The sequence below is a fragment of the Nocardia sp. NPDC057353 genome (genome assembly GCF_042667085.1).
Classification (GTDB): Bacteria; Actinomycetota; Actinomycetes; order Mycobacteriales; family Mycobacteriaceae; genus Nocardia.
On record NZ_JBHVAK010000019.1, the window covers coordinates 38,552 to 61,594 of the forward strand.

At 72.9% G+C, this 23,043-nt stretch carries 24 protein-coding genes; 17 read left to right on the top strand and 7 right to left on the bottom strand.

The window, feature by feature from the left end:
• Positions 1–56 precede the first annotated feature (56 nt).
• Together ACFUUZ_RS12480 and trpD are read left to right on the top strand one after the other, a co-directional pair.
• Positions 57–452: a hypothetical protein gene (locus ACFUUZ_RS12480; RefSeq protein ID WP_378695405.1), complete on the top strand. Its 396-nt coding sequence runs from the start codon at positions 57–59 to the stop codon at positions 450–452.
• Positions 453–518: 66 nt separating this feature from the next.
• A complete protein-coding gene (gene trpD, locus ACFUUZ_RS12485; RefSeq protein ID WP_378695407.1) occupies positions 519–1,619 on the top strand; it encodes an anthranilate phosphoribosyltransferase in 1,101 nt (366 codons plus the stop codon).
• Between the two features lie 57 nt (positions 1,620–1,676).
• On the opposite strand, the gene ACFUUZ_RS12490 is transcribed toward trpD, so the two are convergent.
• On the bottom strand, positions 1,677–1,952 hold the full coding sequence (locus ACFUUZ_RS12490) for an Lrp/AsnC family transcriptional regulator (RefSeq protein WP_378695409.1): 276 nt from the start codon (positions 1,950–1,952) through the stop codon (positions 1,677–1,679).
• A gap of 18 nt (positions 1,953–1,970) precedes the next feature.
• Positions 1,971–3,749 (bottom strand): DEDD exonuclease domain-containing protein, encoded by a 1,779-nt coding sequence (locus ACFUUZ_RS12495; protein ID WP_378695411.1) that lies wholly within the window; start codon positions 3,747–3,749, stop codon positions 1,971–1,973.
• Positions 3,750–4,276: 527 nt separating this feature from the next.
• Between ACFUUZ_RS12495 and ACFUUZ_RS12500 the strand changes: the two genes are divergently transcribed.
• The 13 genes from ACFUUZ_RS12500 (at position 4,277) to ACFUUZ_RS12560 (ending at position 15,476) form a co-directional block, all read left to right on the top strand.
• A complete protein-coding gene (locus ACFUUZ_RS12500; RefSeq protein ID WP_378695412.1) occupies positions 4,277–4,828 on the top strand; it encodes a C40 family peptidase in 552 nt (183 codons plus the stop codon).
• A gap of 150 nt (positions 4,829–4,978) precedes the next feature.
• On the top strand, positions 4,979–6,034 hold the full coding sequence (locus ACFUUZ_RS12505) for an NlpC/P60 family protein (RefSeq protein ID WP_378695414.1): 1,056 nt from the start codon (positions 4,979–4,981) through the stop codon (positions 6,032–6,034).
• Positions 6,035–6,039: 5 nt separating this feature from the next.
• Positions 6,040–6,981 (top strand): hypothetical protein, encoded by a 942-nt coding sequence (locus ACFUUZ_RS12510; RefSeq protein ID WP_378695416.1) that lies wholly within the window; start codon positions 6,040–6,042, stop codon positions 6,979–6,981.
• A 4-nt stretch (positions 6,982–6,985) separates the two neighbouring features.
• Positions 6,986–8,113, top strand: coding sequence for a glycosyltransferase family 4 protein (locus tag ACFUUZ_RS12515; RefSeq protein ID WP_378695418.1), 1,128 nt, complete (start codon positions 6,986–6,988; stop codon positions 8,111–8,113).
• A 64-nt stretch (positions 8,114–8,177) separates the two neighbouring features.
• Complete coding sequence (locus ACFUUZ_RS12520; protein ID WP_378695420.1) at positions 8,178–8,573, top strand: polyketide cyclase / dehydrase and lipid transport; 396 nt, start codon at positions 8,178–8,180, stop codon at positions 8,571–8,573.
• Positions 8,574–8,620: 47 nt separating this feature from the next.
• On the top strand, positions 8,621–9,058 hold the full coding sequence (locus ACFUUZ_RS12525) for an SRPBCC family protein (protein WP_378695422.1): 438 nt from the start codon (positions 8,621–8,623) through the stop codon (positions 9,056–9,058).
• A 23-nt stretch (positions 9,059–9,081) separates the two neighbouring features.
• The gene (locus ACFUUZ_RS12530) at positions 9,082–10,305 is read left to right on the top strand and encodes an ArsA family ATPase (RefSeq protein WP_378695533.1); all 1,224 of its coding nucleotides are present in this window, start codon (positions 9,082–9,084) and stop codon (positions 10,303–10,305) included.
• A complete protein-coding gene (locus ACFUUZ_RS12535; RefSeq protein WP_378695424.1) occupies positions 10,302–10,895 on the top strand; it encodes a hypothetical protein in 594 nt (197 codons plus the stop codon). Before ACFUUZ_RS12530 ends, ACFUUZ_RS12535 begins: the two co-directional genes overlap by 4 nt.
• Complete coding sequence (locus tag ACFUUZ_RS12540; protein ID WP_378695426.1) at positions 10,892–11,860, top strand: ROK family glucokinase; 969 nt, start codon at positions 10,892–10,894, stop codon at positions 11,858–11,860. The genes ACFUUZ_RS12535 and ACFUUZ_RS12540 overlap by 4 nt, the downstream gene beginning before the upstream one ends.
• A 128-nt stretch (positions 11,861–11,988) precedes the next feature.
• Positions 11,989–12,729, top strand: a complete 741-nt coding sequence (locus ACFUUZ_RS12545) for a lysophospholipid acyltransferase family protein (RefSeq protein WP_378695428.1) — start codon at positions 11,989–11,991, stop codon at positions 12,727–12,729.
• 70 nt (positions 12,730–12,799) lie between these two features.
• The gene (locus tag ACFUUZ_RS12550) at positions 12,800–13,567 is read left to right on the top strand and encodes a sporulation protein (RefSeq protein ID WP_378695430.1); all 768 of its coding nucleotides are present in this window, start codon (positions 12,800–12,802) and stop codon (positions 13,565–13,567) included.
• 141 nt (positions 13,568–13,708) lie between these two features.
• Positions 13,709–14,104, top strand: coding sequence for a hypothetical protein (locus tag ACFUUZ_RS12555; RefSeq protein ID WP_378695432.1), 396 nt, complete (start codon positions 13,709–13,711; stop codon positions 14,102–14,104).
• Between the two features lie 91 nt (positions 14,105–14,195).
• The gene (locus tag ACFUUZ_RS12560; RefSeq protein WP_378695434.1) at positions 14,196–15,476 is read left to right on the top strand and encodes an FAD-binding oxidoreductase; all 1,281 of its coding nucleotides are present in this window, start codon (positions 14,196–14,198) and stop codon (positions 15,474–15,476) included.
• A 63-nt stretch (positions 15,477–15,539) separates the two neighbouring features.
• Here the strand turns inward: ACFUUZ_RS12560 and ACFUUZ_RS12565 are convergent, their stop codons facing one another.
• On the bottom strand, positions 15,540–15,956 hold the full coding sequence (locus tag ACFUUZ_RS12565) for a cytochrome c oxidase subunit 4 (RefSeq protein WP_378695436.1): 417 nt from the start codon (positions 15,954–15,956) through the stop codon (positions 15,540–15,542).
• Positions 15,957–15,969: 13 nt separating this feature from the next.
• On the bottom strand, positions 15,970–16,971 hold the full coding sequence (locus tag ACFUUZ_RS12570; RefSeq protein WP_378695438.1) for a cytochrome c oxidase subunit II: 1,002 nt from the start codon (positions 16,969–16,971) through the stop codon (positions 15,970–15,972).
• Between the two features lie 346 nt (positions 16,972–17,317).
• Between ACFUUZ_RS12570 and asnB the strand changes: the two genes are divergently transcribed.
• Positions 17,318–19,258 (top strand): asparagine synthase (glutamine-hydrolyzing), encoded by a 1,941-nt coding sequence (gene asnB, locus ACFUUZ_RS12575; RefSeq protein ID WP_378695439.1) that lies wholly within the window; start codon positions 17,318–17,320, stop codon positions 19,256–19,258.
• A 7-nt stretch (positions 19,259–19,265) separates the two neighbouring features.
• Here asnB and ACFUUZ_RS12580 read toward each other — a convergent pair whose 3' ends face one another.
• From ACFUUZ_RS12580 to ACFUUZ_RS12590, 3 genes are all read right to left on the bottom strand, one after another.
• Entirely contained in the window at positions 19,266–20,684 is a 1,419-nt protein-coding gene (locus ACFUUZ_RS12580) for an ATP-binding protein (protein ID WP_378695441.1), read from the bottom strand.
• An 85-nt stretch (positions 20,685–20,769) separates the two neighbouring features.
• Positions 20,770–21,741: a carbohydrate kinase family protein gene (locus tag ACFUUZ_RS12585; RefSeq protein ID WP_378695443.1), complete on the bottom strand. Its 972-nt coding sequence runs from the start codon at positions 21,739–21,741 to the stop codon at positions 20,770–20,772.
• Positions 21,742–21,839: 98 nt separating this feature from the next.
• Entirely contained in the window at positions 21,840–22,196 is a 357-nt protein-coding gene (locus ACFUUZ_RS12590; protein WP_067655095.1) for an iron-sulfur cluster assembly accessory protein, read from the bottom strand.
• Positions 22,197–22,371: 175 nt separating this feature from the next.
• On the opposite strand from ACFUUZ_RS12590, the gene ACFUUZ_RS12595 reads away from it, so the two are divergent.
• Positions 22,372–23,028 (top strand): DUF3043 domain-containing protein, encoded by a 657-nt coding sequence (locus ACFUUZ_RS12595; RefSeq protein WP_378695445.1) that lies wholly within the window; start codon positions 22,372–22,374, stop codon positions 23,026–23,028.
• Positions 23,029–23,043: the final 15 nt, after the last annotated feature.

Sequence of the window (23,043 nt, forward strand, 5' to 3'; positions counted from 1 at the left end):
GGTGCGAAAGTCGCGCTCCCCGTGTCGGGAAGAACACGCTGTGAAGGAGGCAGGAGATGGCGGACCGACCCTGGTGGCGGCGGCTGTTCGGCGGATCGACGACACCGCCGCTGGATCCGGCGCGCCCGGATCTGGTGGTCGTCGCGGCGAGTTTCGACGACGCCGAGGCGTGCTCCGCGGCGCTGGAACGGGCCGACCGGTTCGCTCCGGGCGCGGAGGTGGTGCTGCGGCACCACCTCCGGATTCCGGCCGAGCACGTCGCCCGGGTCTGCGAGCTCGCCGCGCAGGACGGGTACGCCCCGGCCGAGGCCGGTGAGCCGGGGTTGCTGCTGCTCCAGCGGGTGCAGGTGCTCGACGCGCTGCACTGCTCCCAGGAGCGCTCCCGCATGGCCGGGCTCGCCCAGCGGCACGAGGGCAGCGCCGATGGCTGGGAGGCGCTGCAGCCGGGCTGACCCGCGCGCCGCGCCCTACTACTCTGCAACCCGACATCGTGTCTCGAACGACAAGAACGGGTGGAGATGAGCGTGCGCAGCTGGCCCCAGGTACTCGGCGTCCTCGCCGACGGCGGCGACCTGACGGCGGACGACACCACCTGGGTGATCGACGAGATCTTCGCGGACAACGCGACCTCCGCCCAGATCGCGGCATTCGGCGTCGCCATGAAGATCAAGGGCCCCACCCCCGCCGAGCTGGGCGGCATGGCGGCCGGGATGCTCGGCCACGCCAAGCTGGTCCGGGTGGACGGCGACGCGGTCGACATCGTCGGCACCGGCGGCGACCGCTCCGGCTCGGTGAACATCTCCACCATGTCCTCGGTGGTGGTCGCCGCCGCGGGCGTGCCGGTGGTCAAGCACGGCAACCGGGCCGCCACCTCCAAGGCGGGCGGCGCCGACGTGCTGGAGGCGCTCGGGGTGCGGCTGGCGCTCGGGCCGGAGGCGGTGGCGCGCTGCGTGCGCGAGGTCGGGGTCGGCTTCTGCTTCGCGCCGCTCTTCCACGCCGGGCTGCGCTTCGCCGGTCCGGCGCGCAAGGAGATCGGCATCCCGACCGTCTTCAACGTGCTCGGCCCGCTGACCAACCCGGCGCAGCCGCGCGCGGGGCTGGTCGGCTGCGCCTTCCCCGACCTGCTCCCGGTGATCGCCGGGGTCTTCGCCGAGCGCGGCGCGAGCGCGCTGGTGGTGCGCGGCGCCGACGGGCTGGACGAGATCACCACCTCGGACACCACGGCGGCCTGGGTGGTCTCCGGCGGGCGGCGGCGCGAGGCCGTGATCGACCCGGCGCGGGTCGGCATCCCGCTGGTCCCGCTGGACGCGCTGCGCGGCGGCGACGCGGTGGCGAACGCCGCCGTGGCGCGGGACGTCTTCGCCGGGGCGAAGGGCCCGGTGCTGGACGCGGTGCTGTTGAACTCCGCCGCCGCGATCGTCGCCTACGACCTGGCGACCGGTGCCGAGGCCGCGGGCGGGCTCGCCGCCGCGCTGGCCGCGGACGACCCGGCGCTCGGCGACGCGCTGCACGCCGCGTTGGGCGCGGGGATCGAGCGCGCCGCGGCCGCGGTGGACGGCGGGAAGGCCGCCGAGCTGCTGGACCGCTGGGTCGCGCTCACCGCGGTACTGGCGGACTGAGCCCCGCCGCACTCCCCGGACCGGGACCCCGCCACCGCATCGGCGCCGGGTGCGACCTCACTCCCCGAGCGAGAAACCCGCCTCCACGTCCGCGCCCGCGTACGCCTTGAAGGCGATGTGCGTGGTGGTGCGCAGCACGCCGGGCACCTTGTCGACCCCGGCGGTCACCACCTCGGCGACCTGCTCGTGGTCGCGCACCCGCACGATGGCGATCAGGTCGACGTCGCCCGCGCAGGAGTACACCTCGGTGACGCCCGCGGTGTCCGCGACCGCCTGCGCGGTCTCCGGGATGCGGGCGTTGTCGGCGTGGATCAGCACGATCGCGGTAATCATGGTGTCAGCGTAAGCGCCTCAGCCCGCCCGCTCCCGGTACTCCCGCTCCGGGTCGGGCGGGCGGGCCGCCGCCCGCGCCTTCTCCGCCCACGCCAGGTGCCGCGCCGCGCCCGCCAGCGGCACCGCGTAGCCGATATCGGTGCGCACGATGCGCACTCCGGGCCCGCTCAGCCAGCGCGCCACCAGCGCCACCTCCTCCGGAGAGGCCCCGCGCAGCGGTGCTACGCCGTCCTCGGCGAGGTCGGGGGCGCCGGCTGCGCTCCGCCCGCTCGATCGTTCCGGAGCAGCCGGCGGGAGCACGGTCTCCGCGCCCGCGACGATGCTCTCCACCACCGGCATGGGCGGGGTGCCGCGGGGGGCGCAGCCTGCCCCGGCCAGTCTCCCGTAGCGGATCACGGCGAACTCCCAGCCACCCGACCCGTCCGGGCCTGCGGCGATCAGCTCCGGCAGCCGGGCCAGCGCGACCAGCCGCTGGGTCCGGGCGAGCGCGCGGACCACCTGCGCGGCGCGGTCGCGCAGCCGCGCCGCCGCCTCGAAGTGCTCGCGCGCGGCGCGCCGCTCGACCTCGGCGAGCATGGCGCGCAGCGGCGCGTCGTCCCGCCCGGCGAAGAGCGCGCGGACGGCGGCGGGCCGCTCCGCGTACTCCGCCGCGTCCAGCCCCTCGGCGGTGGCCGCCGGGCACCCGCCGACGACCGCGGCCGGGCAGCGGTGCCGCGCCCCCTTCGGCAGCCGCCCCGCGCAGGTGCGGATGCCGCAGAACTCCGCGAGGCTCGCCGCGACGTCCACCGCGTCGGCTCGCGACCGGAACGGCCCGAGCGCCACCCGGTCCGGCTCGCGCACCACGGTGAACCGCGGGAACGCCTCCGCGCTGAGCGCGACCCACCACCCCCGCTTCGGGAACTTGGAGCGCCGGTTGTACGGCGGCGCGTGCGCGACCAGCAGCCGCAGCTCGCGCACCCCGGCCTCCAGCCCGTGCGCGCACACCACGTGCTCGACCGCGGTGGCGAGCGCGACCATCTCCTTCATCCGGCCGCGGGTCTCCGAGCCGGTGAAGTAGCCGCGCACCCGGCGGCGCAGGTTCACCGCGGTGCCGATGTAGAGGACCTCGGCGCCGGGCCCGCGGAACAGGTAGACGCCGGGCGCGGTCGGCAGCCCGGCGGCGAGGCCGCGCTTGGCGCGCTGCCCGGCGGAGACGTCGGGCAGGTAGTCGAGCAGCTCGGTGAGGCTGCGCACCCCGAGGTTGCCGACCCGCCCGATGAGCGCGTGCAGCACGTCGACGGTGGCGCGGGCGTCGTCGAGCGCCCGGTGCGTCGGCTGCACGCTCGCGCCGAGCACCCTGGCCAGCACCCCGAGCCGCACCGACGGCGCCTCGTCCCTGGCCAGCACCCGGCGCGCCAGCTTCACGGTGCAGAGCACCTGCGGGTTGGGCCACGGGGTCGCGCTGCGTTCAGCGGCGGCCTTGAGGAACGCGGTGTCGAAGCGCGCGTTGTGCGCGACCAGCACCGCGCCCGCGGCGAACTCCAGGAAGCCGGGCAGCACCGCCTCGATCCGCGGCGCCGCGCAGACCATGGCGTCGGTGATGCCGGTGACGTGCACGATCGCGGGCGGGATGGCCCGGCCGGGATCGATCAGCGTGGCGAACTCGCCGAGCACCTGGCCGCCGCGCACCTTGACCGCGCCGATCTCGGTGATGGCGTCCGCCGCCGGGCTGCCCCCGGTGGTCTCCAGGTCGACCACCACGAAGGTGGTGTCGTAGAGCGGGGTGTCGAGCTCGTCGAACGCCAGTTGCGCGGACATGGCGGGCAGCGTAAACGGACCCACCGACACGGCCGACATGCGTGTAATTACCCGGCCTCGGCGGCCGAGATACCGCGTTGTGATCGGAGTCACCCATATTTGAATAGGCTATCGCCGTCGATCAGATCCCGTACCGGGCGTACGGTATGCAAGATTCGCTTCCGAGCCACGCACATCCACCTGGGCCGAGCTATTCCGGTTCTCGCGACCGAAACCCCTCCCGCCTGCGAATACGAGCATCCGAAGCGCCCTGATCCGAAATCCGACACGCCCGAGCAACCGCTGTCGGACGCCGTGGCGATTCATCGAGTTATCGTTTCGTGATTGATGTGAGATCGAACTCAGATATGCATGGCTCCACTTCCGAATTGTCCGAATGCCGCGAACTCCGGGCTTTACAAGCACCCGTGATCTGTTCGTAACCTTTTCGAGACCTCACGGAGTCCACGCCGCCCACGAAGCGGGTGTCACGAAGTCGCCGCACCACGGAGGTGCGCCGTCGTGAGGCAGAGAGGAAGACCCGCATCATGGCGAAGACCGCCAAGCGTGCCATGGCCGCAGGAGCCGTCGGAGCAGCCATCACCGGCGCGTTTCTCCTTCCCGCCGCACCCGCGTCGGCCCAGCCGATCACCATCCCCGGCGTCGGCACCTTCGAGATCCCGGACACCGTCCAGATCCCGCAGGGAATCCCCGGCGTCGAGCTGCCCGGCCCCCCGCCGTTCGTCGCCCCGCAGAAGACCGCGGGCGAGCTGGCGCTGGACGCCGCGCTCTCCAAGGTCGGCGCGCCCTACGTGTACGGCGCCGCCGGGCCGAACGCCTTCGACTGCTCCGGCCTGGTCAAGTGGTCCTACGCCGAGGCGGGCGTCGAGCTGCCGCGCACCAGCGGCGCCCAGCTCTCGGCAGGCACCCCGGTCTCGATGGACGAGCTGCAGCCCGGCGACATGATCTCGTTCTACGGCGGCGGCCACTCCGGCCTCTACGCGGGCGACGGCAATGTCGTGCACGCCTCCACCTCGGGCCAGCCGGTGAAGGTCGCCCCGATCTCCTCCATGCCGGTGACCGGCGCGCGGCGCTTCTGAGCCCCCGTCCCCGGCGCCGCGCCGCGCGACCGCGCGGCGCCGGGGATTTCCGGCCCCGCACCCGGGTGGACACGATCCGGCACCGTTCCGTAACCTGATCGAGACCTTCGCGGGTTCCCACTTCACCGACAGGACGGGGCGCGACAGATCGTGGCAGCACACCGAAACCGGCAGCGCGCCGTGGCGAGCTCCTTCGCGGCCGCCCTGGTCGCGGTCACGCTGTACAGCAGCGGCCCGGCAGGCGCCGATCCCGTCGCACTACCCGCCACCCCGACCGACGCCGTCGCGCAGATGATCGAGCTCTCCCGACAGTCCGAGCAGCTCAACCAGCAGGCGCTGACCGCGGAGGCCGACCTGGAGGCCAAGCTCGCCGCGCAGCACGACGCCGATGCCAGGCACGGCGCCGCGCAGGCTCAGCTGGATGCCGCTCGCGCCGAGGTGCGCCGGTACCAGCCCATGATCGACCGCACCGCCATCGCCGCCTACCAGGGCGCGCGCACCAACCGGCTGTTCGCGGTGCTGGTCAGCGACTCCCCGCAGCAGCTGCTCGACCAGATGTCGACGCTGGACGTCATGTCCGCGCAGACCCAGGAGCAGCTGGACAGGTTCAAGCAGGTCACCGACGTGGCCGCCGCCGCGGAGACCGAGGCCCGCGGCGCCGCCGACGCGGCCCGCGGCGCCGCCGAGAAGGCCGATGCCGTCCGCTCCGACCTGCGGCACAAGCAGGACGAGCTGAGCGGCGCCGTCGCCAAGGTGATCGAGGCGTGGGGCAGGCTCTCCGCCACCGACAAGGCCGGGCTCGCCGGTTCGCCCTTCCCGCCCGGCTTCGACCGCGACACCCTGCTGCAGGGGCTGGTGCCGGGCAGCGGCACCAGCGCACTCGCCGCCGGGCTCACCCGGGTCGGCGACCCGTACGTCTGGGGCGCCACCGGCCCGAGCCAGTTCGACTGCTCCGGCCTGGTGCAGTGGGCCTTCAAGCAGGTCGGCAAGAACGTGCCGCGGACCAGCTCCGCCCAGGCGAGCTACGGCACCCCGGTGCGGAAGGAAGACCTGCAGCCCGGCGACGTCGTCTTCTTCTACCCGGAGATCTCGCACGTCGGGATCTACGCGGGCAACGGGCTGATGCTGCACGCCTCCACCTTCGGCGTCCCGGTCGCGGTCGCGCCGATGAGCAGCACCCCCTACCACTCCGCCCGGCGCTACTGACCCCGGTGCGGCGCGCGGCGCTCCTCGCCACGGCACTGCTGGTGCTGCTCGGAGCCGGTTTCGCGGTGTTCGCGCTGCGTCCGGAGCCCGCCGCGCCCACGCTCTCCCCCGCCGCCGCTCCGCACCCCCGGCTCGCCGAAGTGCGCCGGACCATGGAGGGGTACGGCCCGCTGACCGCCGAGGTGGCGCGCACCGCGGGCGGCGACTCGCTGGTGGTCGGGCACCCGGAGAACGCCGCCGACGTCGCGGTGCTCGCCGCCGAACTGCCCGCCGCGGTCGATGCCGTGACCGCCGTCTGGGGGCCGGGGTGGCCGCGCACCGCGGTGCTCGCCGTCGCGGAGAGCCCGGCCGAGTTCGCCGGGCTGATCCGCGCCACCGGCCCGGTCTCCGCCGAGATGGCGGCCGCCGCCGTCGCCGACCCGTTCCGGCCGGGCAGCACCCCGACCGGCCAGCGGGTGGTCTTCTCCCCCGACGCCGGGCGCAGGCTCGGCCCCGACGGTCTCGCCGCGCTGCTGCGGCACGAGCTCACGCACGTCGCCGCGCGCGCCGTCACCTCCGACGCCGCGCCGCAGTGGGTGCTGGAGGGCTTCGCCGACTACACCGCGCACCGCGCCCGGCCCGCCGCCTTCGCCGCCGTCGCCCCCACCCTCACCGCCGCGCTGCGCGCGGGCGCGGGCCCGACCGACCTGCCCGCCGACGCCGACTTCCGCGGGCCGGACGCGGTGCAGGCCTACGAGCGGGCCTGGTCGGTGCAGGCCTACATCGCCGCAGGCTTCGGCGCGGACGCCGTCCCGCGGCTCTACCGCAGGCTGGCCGCGGGCCCGCAGGACGCGGGCAGCGAGGACGCCGCCCTGCGCGCCGAGCTCGGAATCGGCAGGGCCGAGCTGGTCGCGGGCTGGCTCGGCTGGATCGCCGAACAGAGCGGTGCGGGCGGCCCGGTAGGTTGAGCACATGGCTCGAACCCTGCTGGTCACCAATGATTTCCCGCCCCGGCCGGGCGGCATCCAGTCCTACCTGCAGGCACTCGCCGAACAGCTCCCCCCGGACGACCTGGTGGTCTACGCGCCGCGCTGGCGCGGGGACAGCCACGAACGGTTCGACGCCGCGCAGAAGTACCGCGTGGTGCGGCACCCGACCACGCTCATGCTGCCCTCCCCCGCGGTGGCCCGCCGGGCCCGCGCGCTGCTGCGCGAGCACGGCTGCGACACCGTGTGGTTCGGCGCCGCCGCCCCGCTCGCGCTGCTGTCGCCGCTGCTGCGCCGGGCGGGCGCGGAGCGCATCCTGGCCAGCACGCACGGCCACGAGGTCGGCTGGTCCATGCTGCCCGGCGCCAGGCAGGCGCTGCGGGTGATCGGCGACCGCACCGACGTCGTCACCTACGTCAGCAAGTACACCCGCGGCCGGTTCGCCGCCGCCTTCGGCCCGGACGCCGCGCTGGAGTACCTGCCGCCCGGCGTCGACCCCGAGGTCTTCCGGCCGGACCCGGCCGCCCGCGCCGAGCTGCGCGCCAGGTACGGCCTCGGCGACCGCCCCACCATCCTGTGCCTGTCCAGGCTGGTCCCGCGCAAGGGGCAGGACGCGCTGATCGCGGCGCTGCGCCCGGTGCGCGCGCAGGTCGACGGCGCGGTGCTGGTGATCGCGGGCAGCGGCCCGGACGAGCAGCGGCTGCGCAGGCTCGCCGTGCGCGCCGGCGTGGCCGAGCACGTGGTCTTCACCGGGCGGGTGCCCGCGGGCGAGCTGGCCGCGCACCACACCATCGGCGACGTCTTCGCCATGCCGTGCCGCACCCGCGGCGCCGGGCTGGACGTCGAGGGGCTCGGCATCGTCTTCCTGGAGGCATCGGCGACCGGGGTGCCGGTGGTGGCGGGCCGCTCCGGCGGCGCGCCGGAGACGGTGCGCGAGGGCGAGACCGGGTACGTGGTCGACGGCCGCTCGGTGCCGGACCTGGCCCGCGCCCTGGTCGACGTGCTCGCCGACCCGGACCGCGCGGCCGCCATGGGCGCCGCCGGGCGCGAGTGGGTGCAGCGGGAGTGGCGCTGGGACAGCCACGGCGCCCGGCTCCGGCAGCTGCTGCGCTGATCCCGCCGCGCTGCTCGCCCCACCCCGGTCGGCTGCGTCACATCGGTCCATTACAGTCACCCGGGTGAGCAGCATCGTGGTCGCCGACCAGACCTTCGTCGCCGCGCCGGGGGCGGCCGTCGCGGAGGTGCTCGGCGCGCCGAACCACTGGCGCCGCTGGTGGCCGGACCTGGAGCTGGAGGTCCGCGAGGACCGCGGCGACAAGGGCATCCGCTGGATCGTGCGCGGCGCGGTGACCGGCTCCATGGAGGTCTGGCTGCAGCCATCGCTGGACGGCGTGATCCTGCACTACTTCCTGCACGCCGACCCCGCGGGCGAGCCGCCCGCCGGCCGCCGCCTCGCCGCCCTGGTCCGGGAGCGCCGGATCGCGGGCAAGGAGATGTCGTTCGAGATCAAGGCCCGGCTGGAGGCGGACCGCCCGGCCGGCGTCACCCCGGGGCCGGACCTGCTCGTCTCCTGACCGCCGAGCCCGACCACCGCACCCGTCGAAAGGAACCGCCGCCAGCCATGGCCGACCGGACCCAGAGATCGATCGTCGTCGAGGCCCCCGCCGAGCAGGTGATGGCCGTCATCGCCGATCTCGGCAGGTACCCGGAGTGGGTCTCGGCGGCGAAGTCCGTCGAGGTGCTCGAGGTCGGCCAGGACGGCCGCGCCGCCGCCGCCCGCTTCGTGCTGGACGCCGGCGTCGTCAAGGACACCTACGTGCTCCGCTACACCTGGCGCCCGGACGGCCGCGCGGTGAGCTGGACGCTGCTCGAGGGCGAGCTGCAGAAGGCGCAGGACGGCAGCTACGAGCTCACCGACCAGCCCGGCGGCGGCACCAGGGTGGTGTACGAGCTCACCGTCGACCTGAACATCCCGATGATCGGCATGTTCAAGCGCAAGGCGGAGAAGGTCATCACCGACACCGCGCTGAAGGAACTGAAGAAGCGGGTCGAAGGCTGACCGGTCAGCGCACCCGGCTCGAGCTGTTCGTCGGCAAGGGCGGGGTCGGCAAGACCACGCTGGCCGCGGCAGGCGCGGCGGCCTGCGCGCGGGCCGGGCAGCGGGTGCTGATCGCCTCGCTGGACCAGGCGCACTCGCTCGGCGACGCCTTCGGCTTCCGCTTCCCGCACGACGCGGGAACCGTGGCCGGGATCACGACCGTCGCACCGAATCTGGAGCTGATCGAGCTGGATTCGCTGGCGCTGCTGGAGGATCGCTTCGCCGAGGTGGCGCGGCTGCTCGCGGCCGACCCGCGGCACCGGCACGACGGCATCGACCCGGGCGCGCTGGATCCGGCCGAACTCACCGGGCTGCCCGGGGTGCAGGAGCTGCTGGTACTGGTGGAGGTCGCGCAGTACGTGGCCGAGGAGCGGTACGACCTGGTGGTCCTGGACTGCCCGCCCACCGCGGACATGCTGCGCATCGTCACCGCCCCGGACACCCTGCTCGGCTACCTGGGCCGGGTCTGGCCCGAGCACGACCGCGCGCTCAGCCGCGGCGGCACCGACCTGCGCCGCGCGGTGCTCGCCGCCACCGTCGACCGGATCGTCGCCGCGGTCACCGAGGTGCGCGACCTGCTCGCCGACCCGGCCCGCACCGGCGCGCGGCTGGTGACGCTGGCCGAGCGGCTCGCCGCCGCGGAGTCGGCGCGGGTGCGCTCCGCGGCCGCGCTGCTCGGGCTGCGACTGGACGCGGTGCTGGTCAACAAGGTCCTGCCACCGGTTCCGCCGGTGCAGGAGCCCGCCGCGGCGCACCCGGCGGTGCGCTGGTACCTGGGGCTGCGCGCGGAGCAGCTCGCCGTGCTCGACGAGCTGCGCACCGCCATGCCGGAGCTGCCGGTGCAGGTGGTCGAGCACCGCGGCGCCGAGCCGGTCGGCAGCGACGCGCTGGCCGCGCTCTCGGTGCCGCCGCATTCGCCTCCTATGCTGGGCGAGAACCCCGGCGAGGGGCCGGGTCCGGTGGTTCGATGGGAGTCGGGCACCGGGCTGCACTCGGTGTACACGCTGCGGATGCGGCTCCCGGTCGTCGATCCGGCGACGCTGCGCCTCGGAAGAGTGGAGGACGAGTTGATCGTGGGAGCGGACGGGGTGCGGCGGCGGGTGCCGCTGGCGCCGGTATTGCGGCGATGCACGGTCTCCGGCGCCGAGCTCGACGACGGCGCGCTGGTGGTGCGCTTCCGCCCGGACCCGCAGGAGTGGCCGCGATGACCGACCGGCAGACCGAGGACGAGCTCGCCGAATTCGCCGCCGAGCTCAAGCTGCTCGCCGAGGCGGTGCTGGAGCGGGTGGAGCCGGTGCTGCGCCGCGGCGCCGCCGCGGGCAGCACCGAGTGGGCGAGCTGCAGCTGGTGCCCGGTGTGCGCGGCCGCCGCGCTGATCCGCGGCGAGCGGCACGACGTGCTCGCCGCCATCGCCGACCACGGCACCGCCATCGTCACCGTGCTGCGCGAGGCGCTCGCGGGCGTCCCGGTCGACCCAGTCCGCTTCGACCCGGAAACCGGGGCCACGCACGAGCACTCGACCGCGTACCCCGGCTGGGACGCGGGATCGTCCGACGCGGCACCGCCGGGAACCGGCGCAGGCCCCGACCACACGACCGGCCGTTCCGGCGCGGCCGCGACGAGCGTGCCCGGCGCGGACCGGTCCGGCACCGCCGTCGGCGACGCGCCCGCCGACCCGGCGCCCGGCGACCCGGGCGCCACCGCCCCCGAGCAGCCCCGCGCCGACGGCCCGAAGAAGCGGCGGTTCCGGCGCGGCGGCAGCGGGTACGTGGACATCCCCGTCACCGTCCGGCGATGACCGGCGCCCCGCTCACCGTCGGGATCGACGTCGGCGGCACCAATATCCGCGCCTCGGTCGTGGACGCCGAGGGCGAGGTGCTCGACACCGTCACCGCCCCGACCCCGCACTCCGCGCGGGCACTCGAGGCCGCGCTCGCGCGCACCGTGCGCGAGCTGCGGCAGCGCCACGAGATCGCCGCGGTCGGGCTGGCCGTGGCGGGCTTCGTCGACGCCGACCGGGCCCGCGTCCGCTTCGCCCCGCACCTGCCGTGGAAGGACGCCCCGGTCGCGCGCAACCTCACCGCCAAGCTCGACCTCCCGGTGGTGCTCGAGCACGACGCCAACGCCGCCGCCTGGGCCGAGTACCGCTTCGGCGCGGCCGCGGGCGGGCACAACGCGGTGCTGATCGCGATCGGCACCGGCATCGGCGCCGCGCTGCTGGTCGACGGCGAGCTGTACCGCGGCACGCACGGCATCGCCCCCGAGCTCGGCCACCTGCAGGTGGTGCCGGACGGCCGCCCCTGCCCGTGCGGCAAGCGCGGCTGCTGGGAGCGGTACTGCAGCGGAACGGCGCTGGCCGACACCGCGATCGAGCTGCTCGCCACCGACCCGGTCACCTCGACCGTGCTCGCCCGCGATGTCATCCGCGACCCGGGTTCGCTCACCGGTCGCCGGGTGGCCGCGGCGGCGCAGGACGGCGACCCGCTCGCGGTCCTCGTCCTCGCCGACTTCGCCCGCTGGCTCGGGCTCGGCCTCGCCTTCGTCAGCGACATCTTCGACCCCGACCTGGTGGTGATCGCGGGCGGCGTCAGCACCTCGGCCCCGCTCTTCCTCGACGAGGCCAGGGAGCACTACGCCCGCTCGGTCACCGGGGCCGGGCACCGGCCGCTGGCCCGCATCCGCACCACCCAGCTCGGCGAGGCGGCGGGCATGATCGGCGCCGCCGAACTGGCGCGCGCGGCACTGGTCACCGCGCGTGGGTGACGGCGATGTTGCTGTGTGGTGAAACGCACCGCTCGGATTGGATGTGATCTGTACCCGGCGGTAGAGTCGACAAGCAGAGTCGTCGTGTCGGTCCCGCTCGTCATCACCCGGTCCGGGGGAAGGATGCCATGTTCTACTGGCTGCTGAAATTCGTGCTGCTGGGGCCGTTCCTGCACGTGTACAACCGCCCGAAGGTCGAGGGCATCGAGCACATCCCGGCCGACGGGCCGGTCATCATGGCGGGCAACCACCTCTCCATCGCGGACTGGATCTTCGCCCCGCTGCTCAGCCCGCGCCGGATCAACTACCTGGCCAAGGCGGAGTACTTCACCACCCCCGGCGTCAAGGGCAGGCTGAAGAAGATGTTCTTCAGCGGCACCGGCCAATACCCGATCGACCGCAGCGGCGCCGACGCCGCCGAGGACGCGCTGAACGCCGCCCGCAAGCTGCTCGACGAGGGCAGGCTGGTCGGGCTCTACCCGGAGGGCACCCGCTCCCCCGACGGCAGGCTCTACAAGGGCAAGACCGGCATGGCCAGGCTCGCGCTGGAGACCGGCGTCCCGGTGATCCCGGTCGCGGTGATCGGCACCGACAAGATCAGCCCGCAGGGCCGGTTCCGCTGGCGGCGGCACCGGGTGACGGTCAAGTTCGGTGCGCCGATCGACTTCTCGCGCTACGAGGGGATGTCCGGCAACCGCTTCGTCGAGCGCGCCGTCACCGACGAGGTCATGTACGAGCTCATGCGGCTCAGCGGCCAGGAGTACGTCGACGTCTACGCCGCGAGCCTGAAGAAGGGCGTGCCGAACGGCTCCCGCCCCGTCGCCCCGGCCGCCGAGGCCGCGCGCATCCCGGACACCGCCGCGGGCTGAAGAGCCCGCAGGCGCGGGTCGTAAGCGCTTCGTAAGGCATTCTCGAGCCGCACCGAGCAGACTGTGCGGCATGTTCAAGAAGTTGCTTGCGGCCGTCGGAGTGGGCGGCGCCGAGGTCGAGACCGAGCTGTTCACCCCCGGCGTGCAACCCGGCGGCGTGCTGGAGGGCGTCGTCCGGGTGCGCGGCGGCCAGGTGCCGCAGCGGATCGACCGGATCGCGATCGAGCTGGTCACCCGGGTCGAGCACGAGTACGAGGACGGCGAGACGCACCGGGACACCGGCTTCGGCGCGCACGAGGTCTTCGGCGGCTTCGACCTGGCCCCCGGCGCCTTCCACGAGTTCCGCTTCGGCGCGCGGGCGCACCTGGAGACCCCGATCACCTTCTTCGACGGCCAGGTGCTGCCCGGCACCGTGGTCGCGCTGCGCACCGTGCTCGCGGTGAGCGGCGCGGTGGACGCCACCGACAGCGACCCGGTCGGCGTCGGCGCGCTGCCCGCCCAGCACGTCCTGCTGGACGCGGTGCGGCGCTGGGGTTTCCCGCTGCGCAGCGCCGACGTCGAGCACGGCCGGTTGCACAACACCCCGCAGCAGCTGCCGTTCTTCCAGGAGATCGAGTTCGGCCCCTCGCACCGGTTCCCCCGGTTGAATCAGCTCGAGGTGAGCTTCGTCCCCGCCGAGCACGGCATGAGCGTGGTCTTCGAGGCGGACAAGCGCGGCGGGCTCTTCAGCGAGGGCCGCGACGCCTACGACAACCTCTGGGTGGAGTACGCGAACCTGCCGCACGTCGACTGGGTCGGCGAGGTCGGGCACCGGATCGGGCGGCTCGCGGGGCACTGACCCCGCCCGGCGGCGCGCGGCGCCGAATCTCGCCGGCGCGAAAGATCAACCGCCCCCGGCAGACCCGAGCCGCCACCGGTTCCGCACGGCTCGCGGACATGTGACATCATGTCGCGCGGATCACGGAACAGGGAATGCGGTATGGATTTCGGCTGGTTGCAGATCGCCGTCGTCGCGGTGGCGGTCGCGGCTCGATTGCTGGCCGGTGGCCGGCTGCACGACGCGACGGTGACGACCTACGGGGTGCCGCTGGTGCTCCTCTTCGGCCCGCTGGCGCTGGCGGGCCAGCACGCCCCGATACTCGCGCACCCGGTGCTCATCGCCGCCGACGTCTGCGTCCTGGTGGCGGCGCTGCTCTTCCCGGACTTCGGCGAGTCGGGGCGCTACCAGATCCCCCTGCTCACCGTGCTCCGCGGCGAGCCCGCGCTGGCCTCGGGCAACCGGATCGCCCCCGCCTTCCTCGCCGTCGGCGCGCTCGCCCTCACCGGCTACCTCATCCTGCTCGCCGCGCTCTGGATCGTGATCGCCCTCAGCTGAGCGGAATCCGGCATTCCGGTCGGCGGGAAAGGGCTGCGGAGCAGGCGGTAGGGGGCGCGCGAGCGGCCGCGCTGTGGTTGACTTTCGTGCCATGAGCACGTCGCACTTCGCCGCCGCCACCGAAGAATATCTGCCCCGCGATACCGCCGATGTGGTTCGCACCGTGCGGGATTCACGAGGCCGCGCGGCGCGGCTCGAGGTGCACGGCGGGGAGCCGGTCGAGGACGGGCTGGAGCTGCCGGATCAGCGCGCCGTCGTCTCCATGCGGCGGATGAACGCGGTGCTCGACATCAACCTGGCCCGGCGGACCGTGCGGGTGCAGGCGGGCGCCAAGCTCTCCGACATCGACCGCAGGCTCGGCGCGCACGGGCTCGGGCTGCCGATCGTCGGCGACCACCGCGACATCACCGCGGGTGGCTTCGCCTCGGTGGGCGGCGTGAGCACCGCCTCGCACCGGCACGGCATGTTCATCGACCAGGTCACCGACCTGGAGTACGTGGACCCGGACGGCCGGATCGGCACCTGCGGCCGCGGCCACCACACCGAGCGTTTCCGCCGGATCCTCGGCGGCGGCGGCCGGGCGGGCATCATCACCGCGCTCACCCTGGACGTGGTCGAGGTGGACAAGGACCACACCTGGCTCACCACCGACGCCGACCGCTTCCTCGACTTCGACTCCTTCGTCGAGCACGCGCACGCGGAGATCAGCAGCCCCGGCGAGTCGGTGCTGCAGGTCGGCCGCTGGGTGGACACCGCGCGGCTCAAGGTCTCCCGCCCGGTCGGCACCGGGCACGTGCAGCTCGGCACCGTGCGCTTCGGCCAGTGGTCCAGCCTGCACCACACCACCCCGACCCGCTCCCTGCGCGCCCGCCGCGACCTCGGCAGCCGCACCCGCAAGTCGCTCGGCGCCATCGCCTCGGCGGCGAGCGGCAAGGCGGGTGCCCCGGTGCGCAACGCCGCCGCGGGCGCGCTCATGTTCGCGCCCAAGGTGCTCACCCTGCGCGATGCCGAGTACCTGGCCGACACCGTGATCAGCTCCGCCGAGCGCGGCCCCGCCTACCGGGTCGGCGTCTTCGCCCCGCTGGCCAACTACGCCTCGGTCTTCTACCGGCTGCACGACCTGTTCGCCGGGCTGCGCGAGGAGACCGGCTGCTTCACCGTCATCTCCGCCATGACGTACGGGGTCCGCTCGGCCTACCTGCGGGCCGAAACGGCGCGCCGGGACCTCCCCGGCACCGACCACGGGATGATCGCCTTCACGGCCCGGCTGCGGCCCTCCGCGCTCCCCTCCGAGCAGCTGCGCGCCCTGGTGGCCGAGATCGATGAGATCTGCCGCTCGGAGAACGCGCTGCGCTACGAGTCCGCGCAGTAGTTCCCCCCGGAACGCGCGAGAGCGCCCCGCCGGAATTCCGGCGGGGCGCTCTCGGGTTTCGGGTCAGTGCTTCTCGGGGCCCACGTGGTACTCGAAGACCAGCCCGGCGGCGGCGATCAGGACCAGGACGACGCCGGTGCCGATCAGCCAGAACTGGAAGAAGGCCAGCCCGAGCGCGGTCACCGAGCCCGCGCCCGCGAGCAGGATCGGCCAGTGGCTGTGCGGGGAGAAGAAGCCCAGGTCGCCCGCGCCGTCCACGATCTCGGCGTCCTCGTAGTCCTCCGGGCGCAGGTCGAGCCTGCGCGCCACGAAGCGGAAGTAGGTGCCGATGATCAGGGAGAGGCCGCCGGTCAGCACGATGCCGGTGAGCCCGGCCCACTCGATCCCGGTGCGGGACTGGGCGGTGAAGAAGCCGTAGACGACCGCCACGATGAAGAAGAACACCGTGAGCAGTTCGAAGATGCGCGCTTCGATCCTCATGTCAGATCAACCCTCACTTGCTCTCGGCCGCAACCGCGGTCTTCGTCGTGCGGTCGGTGTCGAACGGCCTGGTGGAGGTGGCCACCGGCGACTCGCCGATGGACTCGAGCGCCTCGGCGTTGGTCCTGCCCTGCTGCCGCGCCTCGAGGTACCGGGTGAACTTCTCCGGCGAGACCGCGCGGACCTCGAAGTTCATCATGGAGTGGAAGGTGCCGCACATCTCCGCGCAGCGGCCGACGAAGGCGCCCTCGCGCTCGATCTCGGTGATCTGGAAGACGTTGTCGGAGTGGTTCTCCTTGGGGTTCGGCATGACGTCCCGCTTGAACAGGAACTCCGGCACCCAGAAGGCGTGGATGACGTCGGCGGCGGCGAGCTGGAACTCGATCACCTTGCCGGTCGGCAGCACCAGGACCGGCACCTCTTCGCTGGAGCCGATCGTCTCGACCTTGTTGTAGTGCAGGTAGGAGAGGATGTCGTTCTCCGGCTTGCCGTGCACCGGGCCGGGCTGCGGGTGGCCGTGCTCCTCGTCGACCCGCTCCGCGTACTCCGCCAACTGCTCCTGCGCGATGCCCTCGCGCACGGTGTCGACGCCGTCGTAGCGGAAGCCGTCCTTGAAGTCGACCTCGCGGTAGCCGAACTTCCAGTTCCACTGGAAGGCGGTCACGTCGACCGTGACGTCCGGGTTGTCCACCCGCTCGTGCACGTAGTTCTGCACCACGACGGTGAAGTAGAAGAGCACCGCGATGATGACGAACGGGATCGCCGTGTAGGTGAGCTCCAGCGGCACGTTGTACCCGGTCTGCCTGGGGAACTCCGGGGAGTCCGGCTTCTTCCGGTGGAACACGACGGTCCAGAAGGTCAGGCCCCAGACCAGCACGCCCATCGCCAGCGCGGCGACGACCGACCAGGTCCACAGCTCGCGCATCCGCTCGGCCTGCGGGGTGATCCCCGACGGCCAGCCGAAGCGCAGCCAAACATTGTCGATCGAGCAGCCGGAGACGAGCAGGGCGGTCATCCCGAGGGACACCACCAGCCCGGCCCGGCGAAGGACGCGGCTCCGCCGACCCCCTGCGGGTCGCGCCCCGATCTCTTCGCTCGCCTTGTGCGCCACGCTCACGCCTTCCTGGTCGCCACACATCCCGACTGGTTCAGGGCACCTGAAAATGCCCTGAGTACTACGCAGCGTAGACCAAACCGGCGTCCCGGTCGCCGCCGGGTCGGCTTCGACACGCGTGACCGGGAGGTTCCCCCGGGGCCGGTCCGCGCACCGCGCGGCCCCCGCGGGTGCGGCATACTCGGGCAGAACATTTCGACTTCCCCGGGCACCAGCCCCGGCCGACCGAATCGAGGGTGCCGACACCGTGTGTGGACTGCTCGGCTTTCTGACTTCCGACGTGGCGGCACCGGACACCGTCGAGCGGGTGTACGACGCGCTGCACTGCGTGCGCCACCGCGGTCCCGACGAGCGCGGCACCTGGCACGACGACCACGTCATCTTCGGCTTCAACCGGCTGTCGATCATCGATATCGAGCACTCGCACCAGCCGCTGCGCTGGGGTCCGGCCGGGAACCGCGAGCGGTACGCGCTGACCTTCAACGGCGAGATCTACAACTACCTCGAGCTGCGTGCGGAGCTGGCCGCCGCGCACGCCGCCGAGTTCGGCGACGAGCCGATGTTCCGCACCGAGGGCGACAGCGAGGCCATCGCCGCGGCCTTCCACTACTGGGGCCCGGAGGCGGTGCGCAGGCTGCGCGGCATGTTCGCCTTCGCGATCTGGGACACCGAGACCGGCGAGCTCTTCCTGGCCCGCGACCCGTTCGGCATCAAGCCGCTCTTCCTGGCCACCGGCCCCGGCGGCACCGCCTTCGGCAGCGAGAAGAAGAGCCTGCTGGAGCTGCTGCCCGCGCTCGGGCTCACCGACAGGCTGGACCCGCGCGCGCTGGAGCACTACACCGTGCTGCAGTACGTGCCGGAGCCGGAGACGCTGCACGCCGACATCCGGCGGCTGGAGTCCGGCAGCTACGCCACCGTCCGCCCCGGCGCCGCCCCGGCGATCACCCGCTACTTCGAGCCGCGCTTCCCGGTGCGGCCGTTCACCGGCGATCCGCAGGACCGGTACCGGGAGATCGCGGCCGCGCTGGAGGACTCGGTCGCCAAGCACATGCGCGCCGACGTGACCGTCGGGTCGTTCCTCTCCGGCGGCATCGACTCCACCGCGGTGGCCGCGCTGGCCATGCGGCACAACCCGAAGCTGATCACCTTCACCACCGGGTTCGAGCGCGAGGGGTACTCCGAGGTCGACGTGGCCGCGGAGAGCGCGGCGGCGATCGGCGCGCGGCACGTCGTCAAGGTGGTCTCGCCCGCCGAGTTCGCCGCCGCCATCCCGGAGATCGTCTGGTACCTGGACGACCCGGTGGCCGACCCGGCGCTGGTGCCGCTGTACTTCGTCGCCAAGGAGGCGCGCAAGCACGTCAAGGTGGTGCTCTCCGGCGAGGGCGCGGACGAGCTCTTCGGCGGGTACACCATCTACCGCGAGCCGCTCTCGCTGAAGCCGTTCGAGCGGCTGCCGCGCGGGCTGCGCAGGCTCGCCGGGAAGCTCTCCGAGCGCATCCCGGACGGCACCCGCGGCAAGAGCCTGCTGCACCGCGGCTCGCTCACCCTGGAGGAGCGGTACTACGGCAATGCCCGCAGCTTCAGCGACGCGCAGCTGCGCTCGGTGCTGCGCGAGTTCCGGCCGGAGTGGACGCATCGGGACGTGACCGCCCCCATCTACGACCGCTCCCGCGGCTGGGACCCGGTCACCCGCATGCAGCACCTCGACCTCTTCACCTGGCTGCGCGGCGACATCCTGGTCAAGGCGGACAAGATGACCATGGCGAACTCGCTCGAGCTGCGGGTTCCCTTCCTCGACACCGAGGTGCTGAAGGCCGCCGAGGGGCTGCCCTACGAGCAGAAGATCAGCCCGGACACCACCAAGTACGCGCTCCGGCAGGCGCTCGAGGGGATCGTTCCCCCGCACGTCCTGCACCGGGCCAAGCTCGGCTTCCCCGTTCCGCTGCGGCACTGGCTGCGCGGGACCGAGCTGCACGACTGGGCGCGGGCGCAGATCGCCGACTCGCAGACCGATCACCTGCTGGACAAGTCCGCGGTTTCCCGCATGCTCGCCGAGCACCGCGAGGGGCGCTCCGACCACAGCCGTCGACTGTGGACGCTGCTCGTTTTCATGGTGTGGCACGGGGTGTTCGTGGAGCAGCGGATCAAGCCCGAGATCCAGGAGCCGACCTACCCGGTCTCGCTCTGACCCGCGGTCAGGTCGACCACGCCGCGAGGAGCTCGGCGGGCCCGTAGGTCGCGTCGAGCCCCCGGCAGTCGAATTCGCTGCGCGAGACGGCGAGCACCGGCACCGGTTCGGCGGTGAGTGCGGCCCGGTGCCGGTGCAGCGCGGCGAGATCGTGCCGGTCGAACGGCGAGTTCTCCAGCCACTTGACCGAGCCCACGAACAGCAGTTCCTTGGCGACGGGCTGCCGGTCGGCACCGACGATATCGATCTCCACATCGTTGGTGCGGGTCCAGTAGCCGCCGATGGCGGGCGCGGCGGGGAGGTTCGCGTCGGGCAGCAGCCGCGCGAGCGCTTCGCGCACCAGCGGTTCGATCGCCCGGCCGCGCCAGCTCGTCCAGTTCTCCCGGATCCGCGCCAGCGTCAGGTCACCGCGGCCGCGTTCGATCTCCGGCATCGCAGGCCCGAGTAGCTTCAGCCAGAACCGCAGGTAGGGATCGGCAACGCGGTAGCGGCGATCCTTCGATGGCCACGGCGCCACCGGCAGCTCCGCCGCGATCACCCGCTTGTCCGTGAGGACCGCCAGCGAACGCTGCAGCGAGGCCGCGCTGATTCCGCCTGCGGCGCGGGCGATATTCGAGAACGTCCGTTCACCGCTGCCGATCGCGGACAGCACGGCCCTGGCCTGCGCCTGCTGCGGAAACTCCGCTGCCAGCGAGCGCTCGGCCGAGACCAGCAGCGCCGACACCGGGTCGTCGAGCGCATCTGCCAAGAACTCCCACATGCCCGCGCCACGGGGCCACTCCGCGCAGACGAGCGGCAATCCCCCGGTGATCAGTGCGGCGTCGAAGGCCGCCGCGGGCTCGAGGTCGAGCATCTCGCCGACCTCGGCCGGATCGAGCGGGCCGAGCACCATCTCGCGGCCGCGCTGGTGGAACGGGCGGCCATAGCTGTTCAGTGCCTCCATCATCGACAGGTCGGACCCGATGAGGATCAGCAGCACCGGTTTCGTCTCCAGCACCCGATCCCACGCCCGCTGCAGCATGCCCTCGAAGTTCCCCTCCGAGTCCATCAGGTAGGGCACCTCGTCCATGATCACCACGCTCGCCCGGTCCGATGGCAGGGTGGCGCCGAGGATGTCGAAGGCGGCGTCCCAGCTCGACGGGCGAGCCGCCGCCAGCAGGTCGGCCGATGGCAGGGAGGACGCCTGCGCGTCGCGACCGAGCCGCGCGAGATCCACTTCCGGCGAGGCCCCGGTAGCCGCATAGAAGAGGAAGGGCACCTCAGCCCGTTCCGCGAAAATTTCCACCAGCCGCGATTTACCGACTCGGCGGCGACCTCTGAGCAGCACACAACGCCCCGGCCGCGAACCGCCGACCCCGGCGACCACCTTGGCCAGCTCACGGTCGAGCAGCCTCAGCTCACGCCGCCTGCCGACGAACTCCGCCATGCCACCTCCACCGGCCCTCAATTACTAACGCCCATGTTACTAACATTCACGTTAGTAACATGGGCGAAGTGGCGGGCGGCGGGTCTCAGAGCACGCGCTCGATGTCGGCGGCGGCCTCGGGGCCGTACGCCTTGGTGAGCCGCTCGACCGCGTCCACCTTGTCCAGGGCCCACTCCTGGGTCCCCATGGTCTCCAGCACCAGGACCGCGACCAGCGAGCCGAGCTGGGCGGAGCGCTCGAGGCTGAGTCCGGCGGTGTGCCCGGTGAGGAACCCGGCGCGGAACGCGTCGCCGACGCCGGTCGGCTCGACCTTGGTGTTCTCGGGGACGACCCCGACCTCGACGGAGGTCCCGTCCCGGTCGACGACGAGGACACCATCACCGCCGAGCGTGGTGACCCGGATGCCGACCCGCGCGGCGACCTCGTCCTCGGTGAGCCCGGTCTTCTGCAGCAGCAGCGCCCACTCGTACCGGTTGGTGAAGAGATAGTCGGCGCCGTCGATCAACTGCACCGCCTGGTCCCCGTCGAGCCGCGCGAGCTGCTGCGAAGGGTCGGCGGCGAAGCGAATCCCCAGTTCGCGGCACTCGGCGGTGTGCCTGAGCATCGCCTCCGGGTCGTTGGCGCCGACGAGCACCAGGTCGAACTCGTGGTTCTCGGCCAGCTCGCCGATCCCGATGTCGCGGGACTCGCTCATGGCGCCGGGGTAGAAGGAGGCGATCTGCGCCATGTCGTCGTCGGTGGTGCAGACGAAGCGGGCGGTGTGCGCGGACTCGGAGACCCGGACCGCGGAGCAGTCGACGCCGCTCGCCTCCAGCTTGCCGCGGTAGGACTCGCCGAAGTCGGCGCCGACCGCGCCGACCAGCAGCGGGCTGCCACCGAGCTGCCCGATGGCGTAGGCGATGTTGCCCGCGACCCCGCCGCGCCGGATCTGCAGGTCGTCCACGAGGAAGCTCAGGGAGACGTGCTCGAGCTGATCGGCGAGGAGCGCGTCGGCGAACCGCCCGGGGAAACGCATGAGGTGGTCGGTCGCGATGGACGCGGAGACAGCGATGGTCACGAGGCGGAGTCCTTCGACGGTAGGCGGCCTGCGTGAGCGGGACGCGACGGCGTTGGGCCGGGACGTCACGTCCCGGCCCACACCGTATCAATCGATCGTCAGTTGAAGGAGTCGCCGCAGGCGCAGGAGCCGGTGGCGTTCGGGTTGTCGATGGTGAAGCCCTGCTTCTCGATGGTGTCCACGAAATCGATCGAGGCGCCCTCGACGTACGGCGCGCTCATCCGGTCCACCGCGAGGTTGACGCCGCCGAACTCGACGGTCAGGTCGCCGTCCAGGTTGCGGTCGTCGAAGAACAGCTGGTAACGCAGGCCCGCGCAGCCACCCGGCTGCACCGCGATCCGCAGCGCCAGATCGTCGCGGCCCTCCTGGTCCAGCAGCGCCTTCGCCTTGGCGGCGGCAGCGTCGGTCAGCTTCACGCCGTGGGTGGCGGTTGCGGTCTCGTTCTGCACAGTCATGGACTCTCCTAGGGACAGCTGTGGTCGCCCGCGAGCGATGCACGCCGAATCGTGCCGGTCGGGCAGGTTCAACGCCACTCGTCGGGCCGCTATTCCATCTTGCCACCCGCACCCGCCCGCGCGCTGCCCGGGACCGGAGTATCACGTGGTCGGCGCCATCGAATAGCCTGGTCGCGTGAAGTTGTTCCGTCGCGGCGAGTCCGATACCACCGACGCGACCGCCGTCACCACGGCGGACGCGAGCACCGAAGAAGCCGTCCAAGCCACCGCCACCGCGGGCAAGGGCCGCCCCACCCCGCGGCGCCGGGATGCCGAGGCCCGCAAGCGCGGCCCGGTCGCCCCCGCGCCGATGACCTCCAAGGAGGCACGGGCCCGCCGCCGGGCGACCCGCGGCAGCAAGGCCGAGCGCAAGGTGGCCGCCGCCGAGCGCCGCGCCGCCGCCCAGGACCGCCGCGAGCGCATGCTGGCGGGCGAGGACAAGTACCTGCTCCCCCGCGACCGCGGCCCGGTGCGCGCGCACGTGCGCGACATCGTGGACGCCAGGCGCAACCTGGTCGGGCTCTTCATGCCGATGGCGCTGGTGCTGATCCTCTCCATGTTCGCCGCGCCGGGGCTGCAGACCATCGTCACGCTGGCCATGCTGGTGATGATGGCGTTCATGATCATCGAGGGCGTCTTCCTCGGCCGGATCGTCAACAACCGGGTCCGCGAGCGCTACCCGGACACCACCGACACCGGCTTCAAGCTCGGCTGGTACGCCTTCGTGCGCGCCTCGCAGATCCGCAAGATGCGCGCGCCGAAGCCGCGGCTCACCCCGGGCGACCCGGTCTGACCCAGCGCTCACGAG

Excerpts from the sequence above, each read along its gene's own strand:
- ACFUUZ_RS12480 (WP_378695405.1), top strand. The coding sequence starts at position 57 with ATGGCGGACCGACCCTGGTGGCGGCGGCTGTTCGGCGGATCGACGACA.
- ACFUUZ_RS12490 (WP_378695409.1), bottom strand. The coding sequence starts at position 1,952 with ATGATTACCGCGATCGTGCTGATCCACGCCGACAACGCCCGCATCCCG.
- ACFUUZ_RS12525 (WP_378695422.1), top strand. The coding sequence starts at position 8,621 with ATGGCCGACCGGACCCAGAGATCGATCGTCGTCGAGGCCCCCGCCGAG.
- ACFUUZ_RS12555 (WP_378695432.1), top strand. The coding sequence starts at position 13,709 with ATGGATTTCGGCTGGTTGCAGATCGCCGTCGTCGCGGTGGCGGTCGCG.
- ACFUUZ_RS12545 (WP_378695428.1), top strand. The coding sequence starts at position 11,989 with ATGTTCTACTGGCTGCTGAAATTCGTGCTGCTGGGGCCGTTCCTGCAC.
- ACFUUZ_RS12495 (WP_378695411.1), bottom strand. The coding sequence starts at position 3,749 with ATGTCCGCGCAACTGGCGTTCGACGAGCTCGACACCCCGCTCTACGAC.
- ACFUUZ_RS12535 (WP_378695424.1), top strand. The coding sequence starts at position 10,302 with ATGACCGACCGGCAGACCGAGGACGAGCTCGCCGAATTCGCCGCCGAG.
- ACFUUZ_RS12540 (WP_378695426.1), top strand. The coding sequence starts at position 10,892 with ATGACCGGCGCCCCGCTCACCGTCGGGATCGACGTCGGCGGCACCAAT.
- ACFUUZ_RS12560 (WP_378695434.1), top strand. The coding sequence starts at position 14,196 with ATGAGCACGTCGCACTTCGCCGCCGCCACCGAAGAATATCTGCCCCGC.
- ACFUUZ_RS12580 (WP_378695441.1), bottom strand. The coding sequence starts at position 20,684 with ATGGCGGAGTTCGTCGGCAGGCGGCGTGAGCTGAGGCTGCTCGACCGT.
- ACFUUZ_RS12500 (WP_378695412.1), top strand. The coding sequence starts at position 4,277 with ATGGCGAAGACCGCCAAGCGTGCCATGGCCGCAGGAGCCGTCGGAGCA.
- ACFUUZ_RS12550 (WP_378695430.1), top strand. The coding sequence starts at position 12,800 with ATGTTCAAGAAGTTGCTTGCGGCCGTCGGAGTGGGCGGCGCCGAGGTC.
- ACFUUZ_RS12590 (WP_067655095.1), bottom strand. The coding sequence starts at position 22,196 with ATGACTGTGCAGAACGAGACCGCAACCGCCACCCACGGCGTGAAGCTG.
- trpD (WP_378695407.1), top strand. The coding sequence starts at position 519 with ATGAGCGTGCGCAGCTGGCCCCAGGTACTCGGCGTCCTCGCCGACGGC.
- ACFUUZ_RS12515 (WP_378695418.1), top strand. The coding sequence starts at position 6,986 with ATGGCTCGAACCCTGCTGGTCACCAATGATTTCCCGCCCCGGCCGGGC.
- ACFUUZ_RS12565 (WP_378695436.1), bottom strand. The coding sequence starts at position 15,956 with ATGAGGATCGAAGCGCGCATCTTCGAACTGCTCACGGTGTTCTTCTTC.
- ACFUUZ_RS12570 (WP_378695438.1), bottom strand. The coding sequence starts at position 16,971 with ATGACCGCCCTGCTCGTCTCCGGCTGCTCGATCGACAATGTTTGGCTG.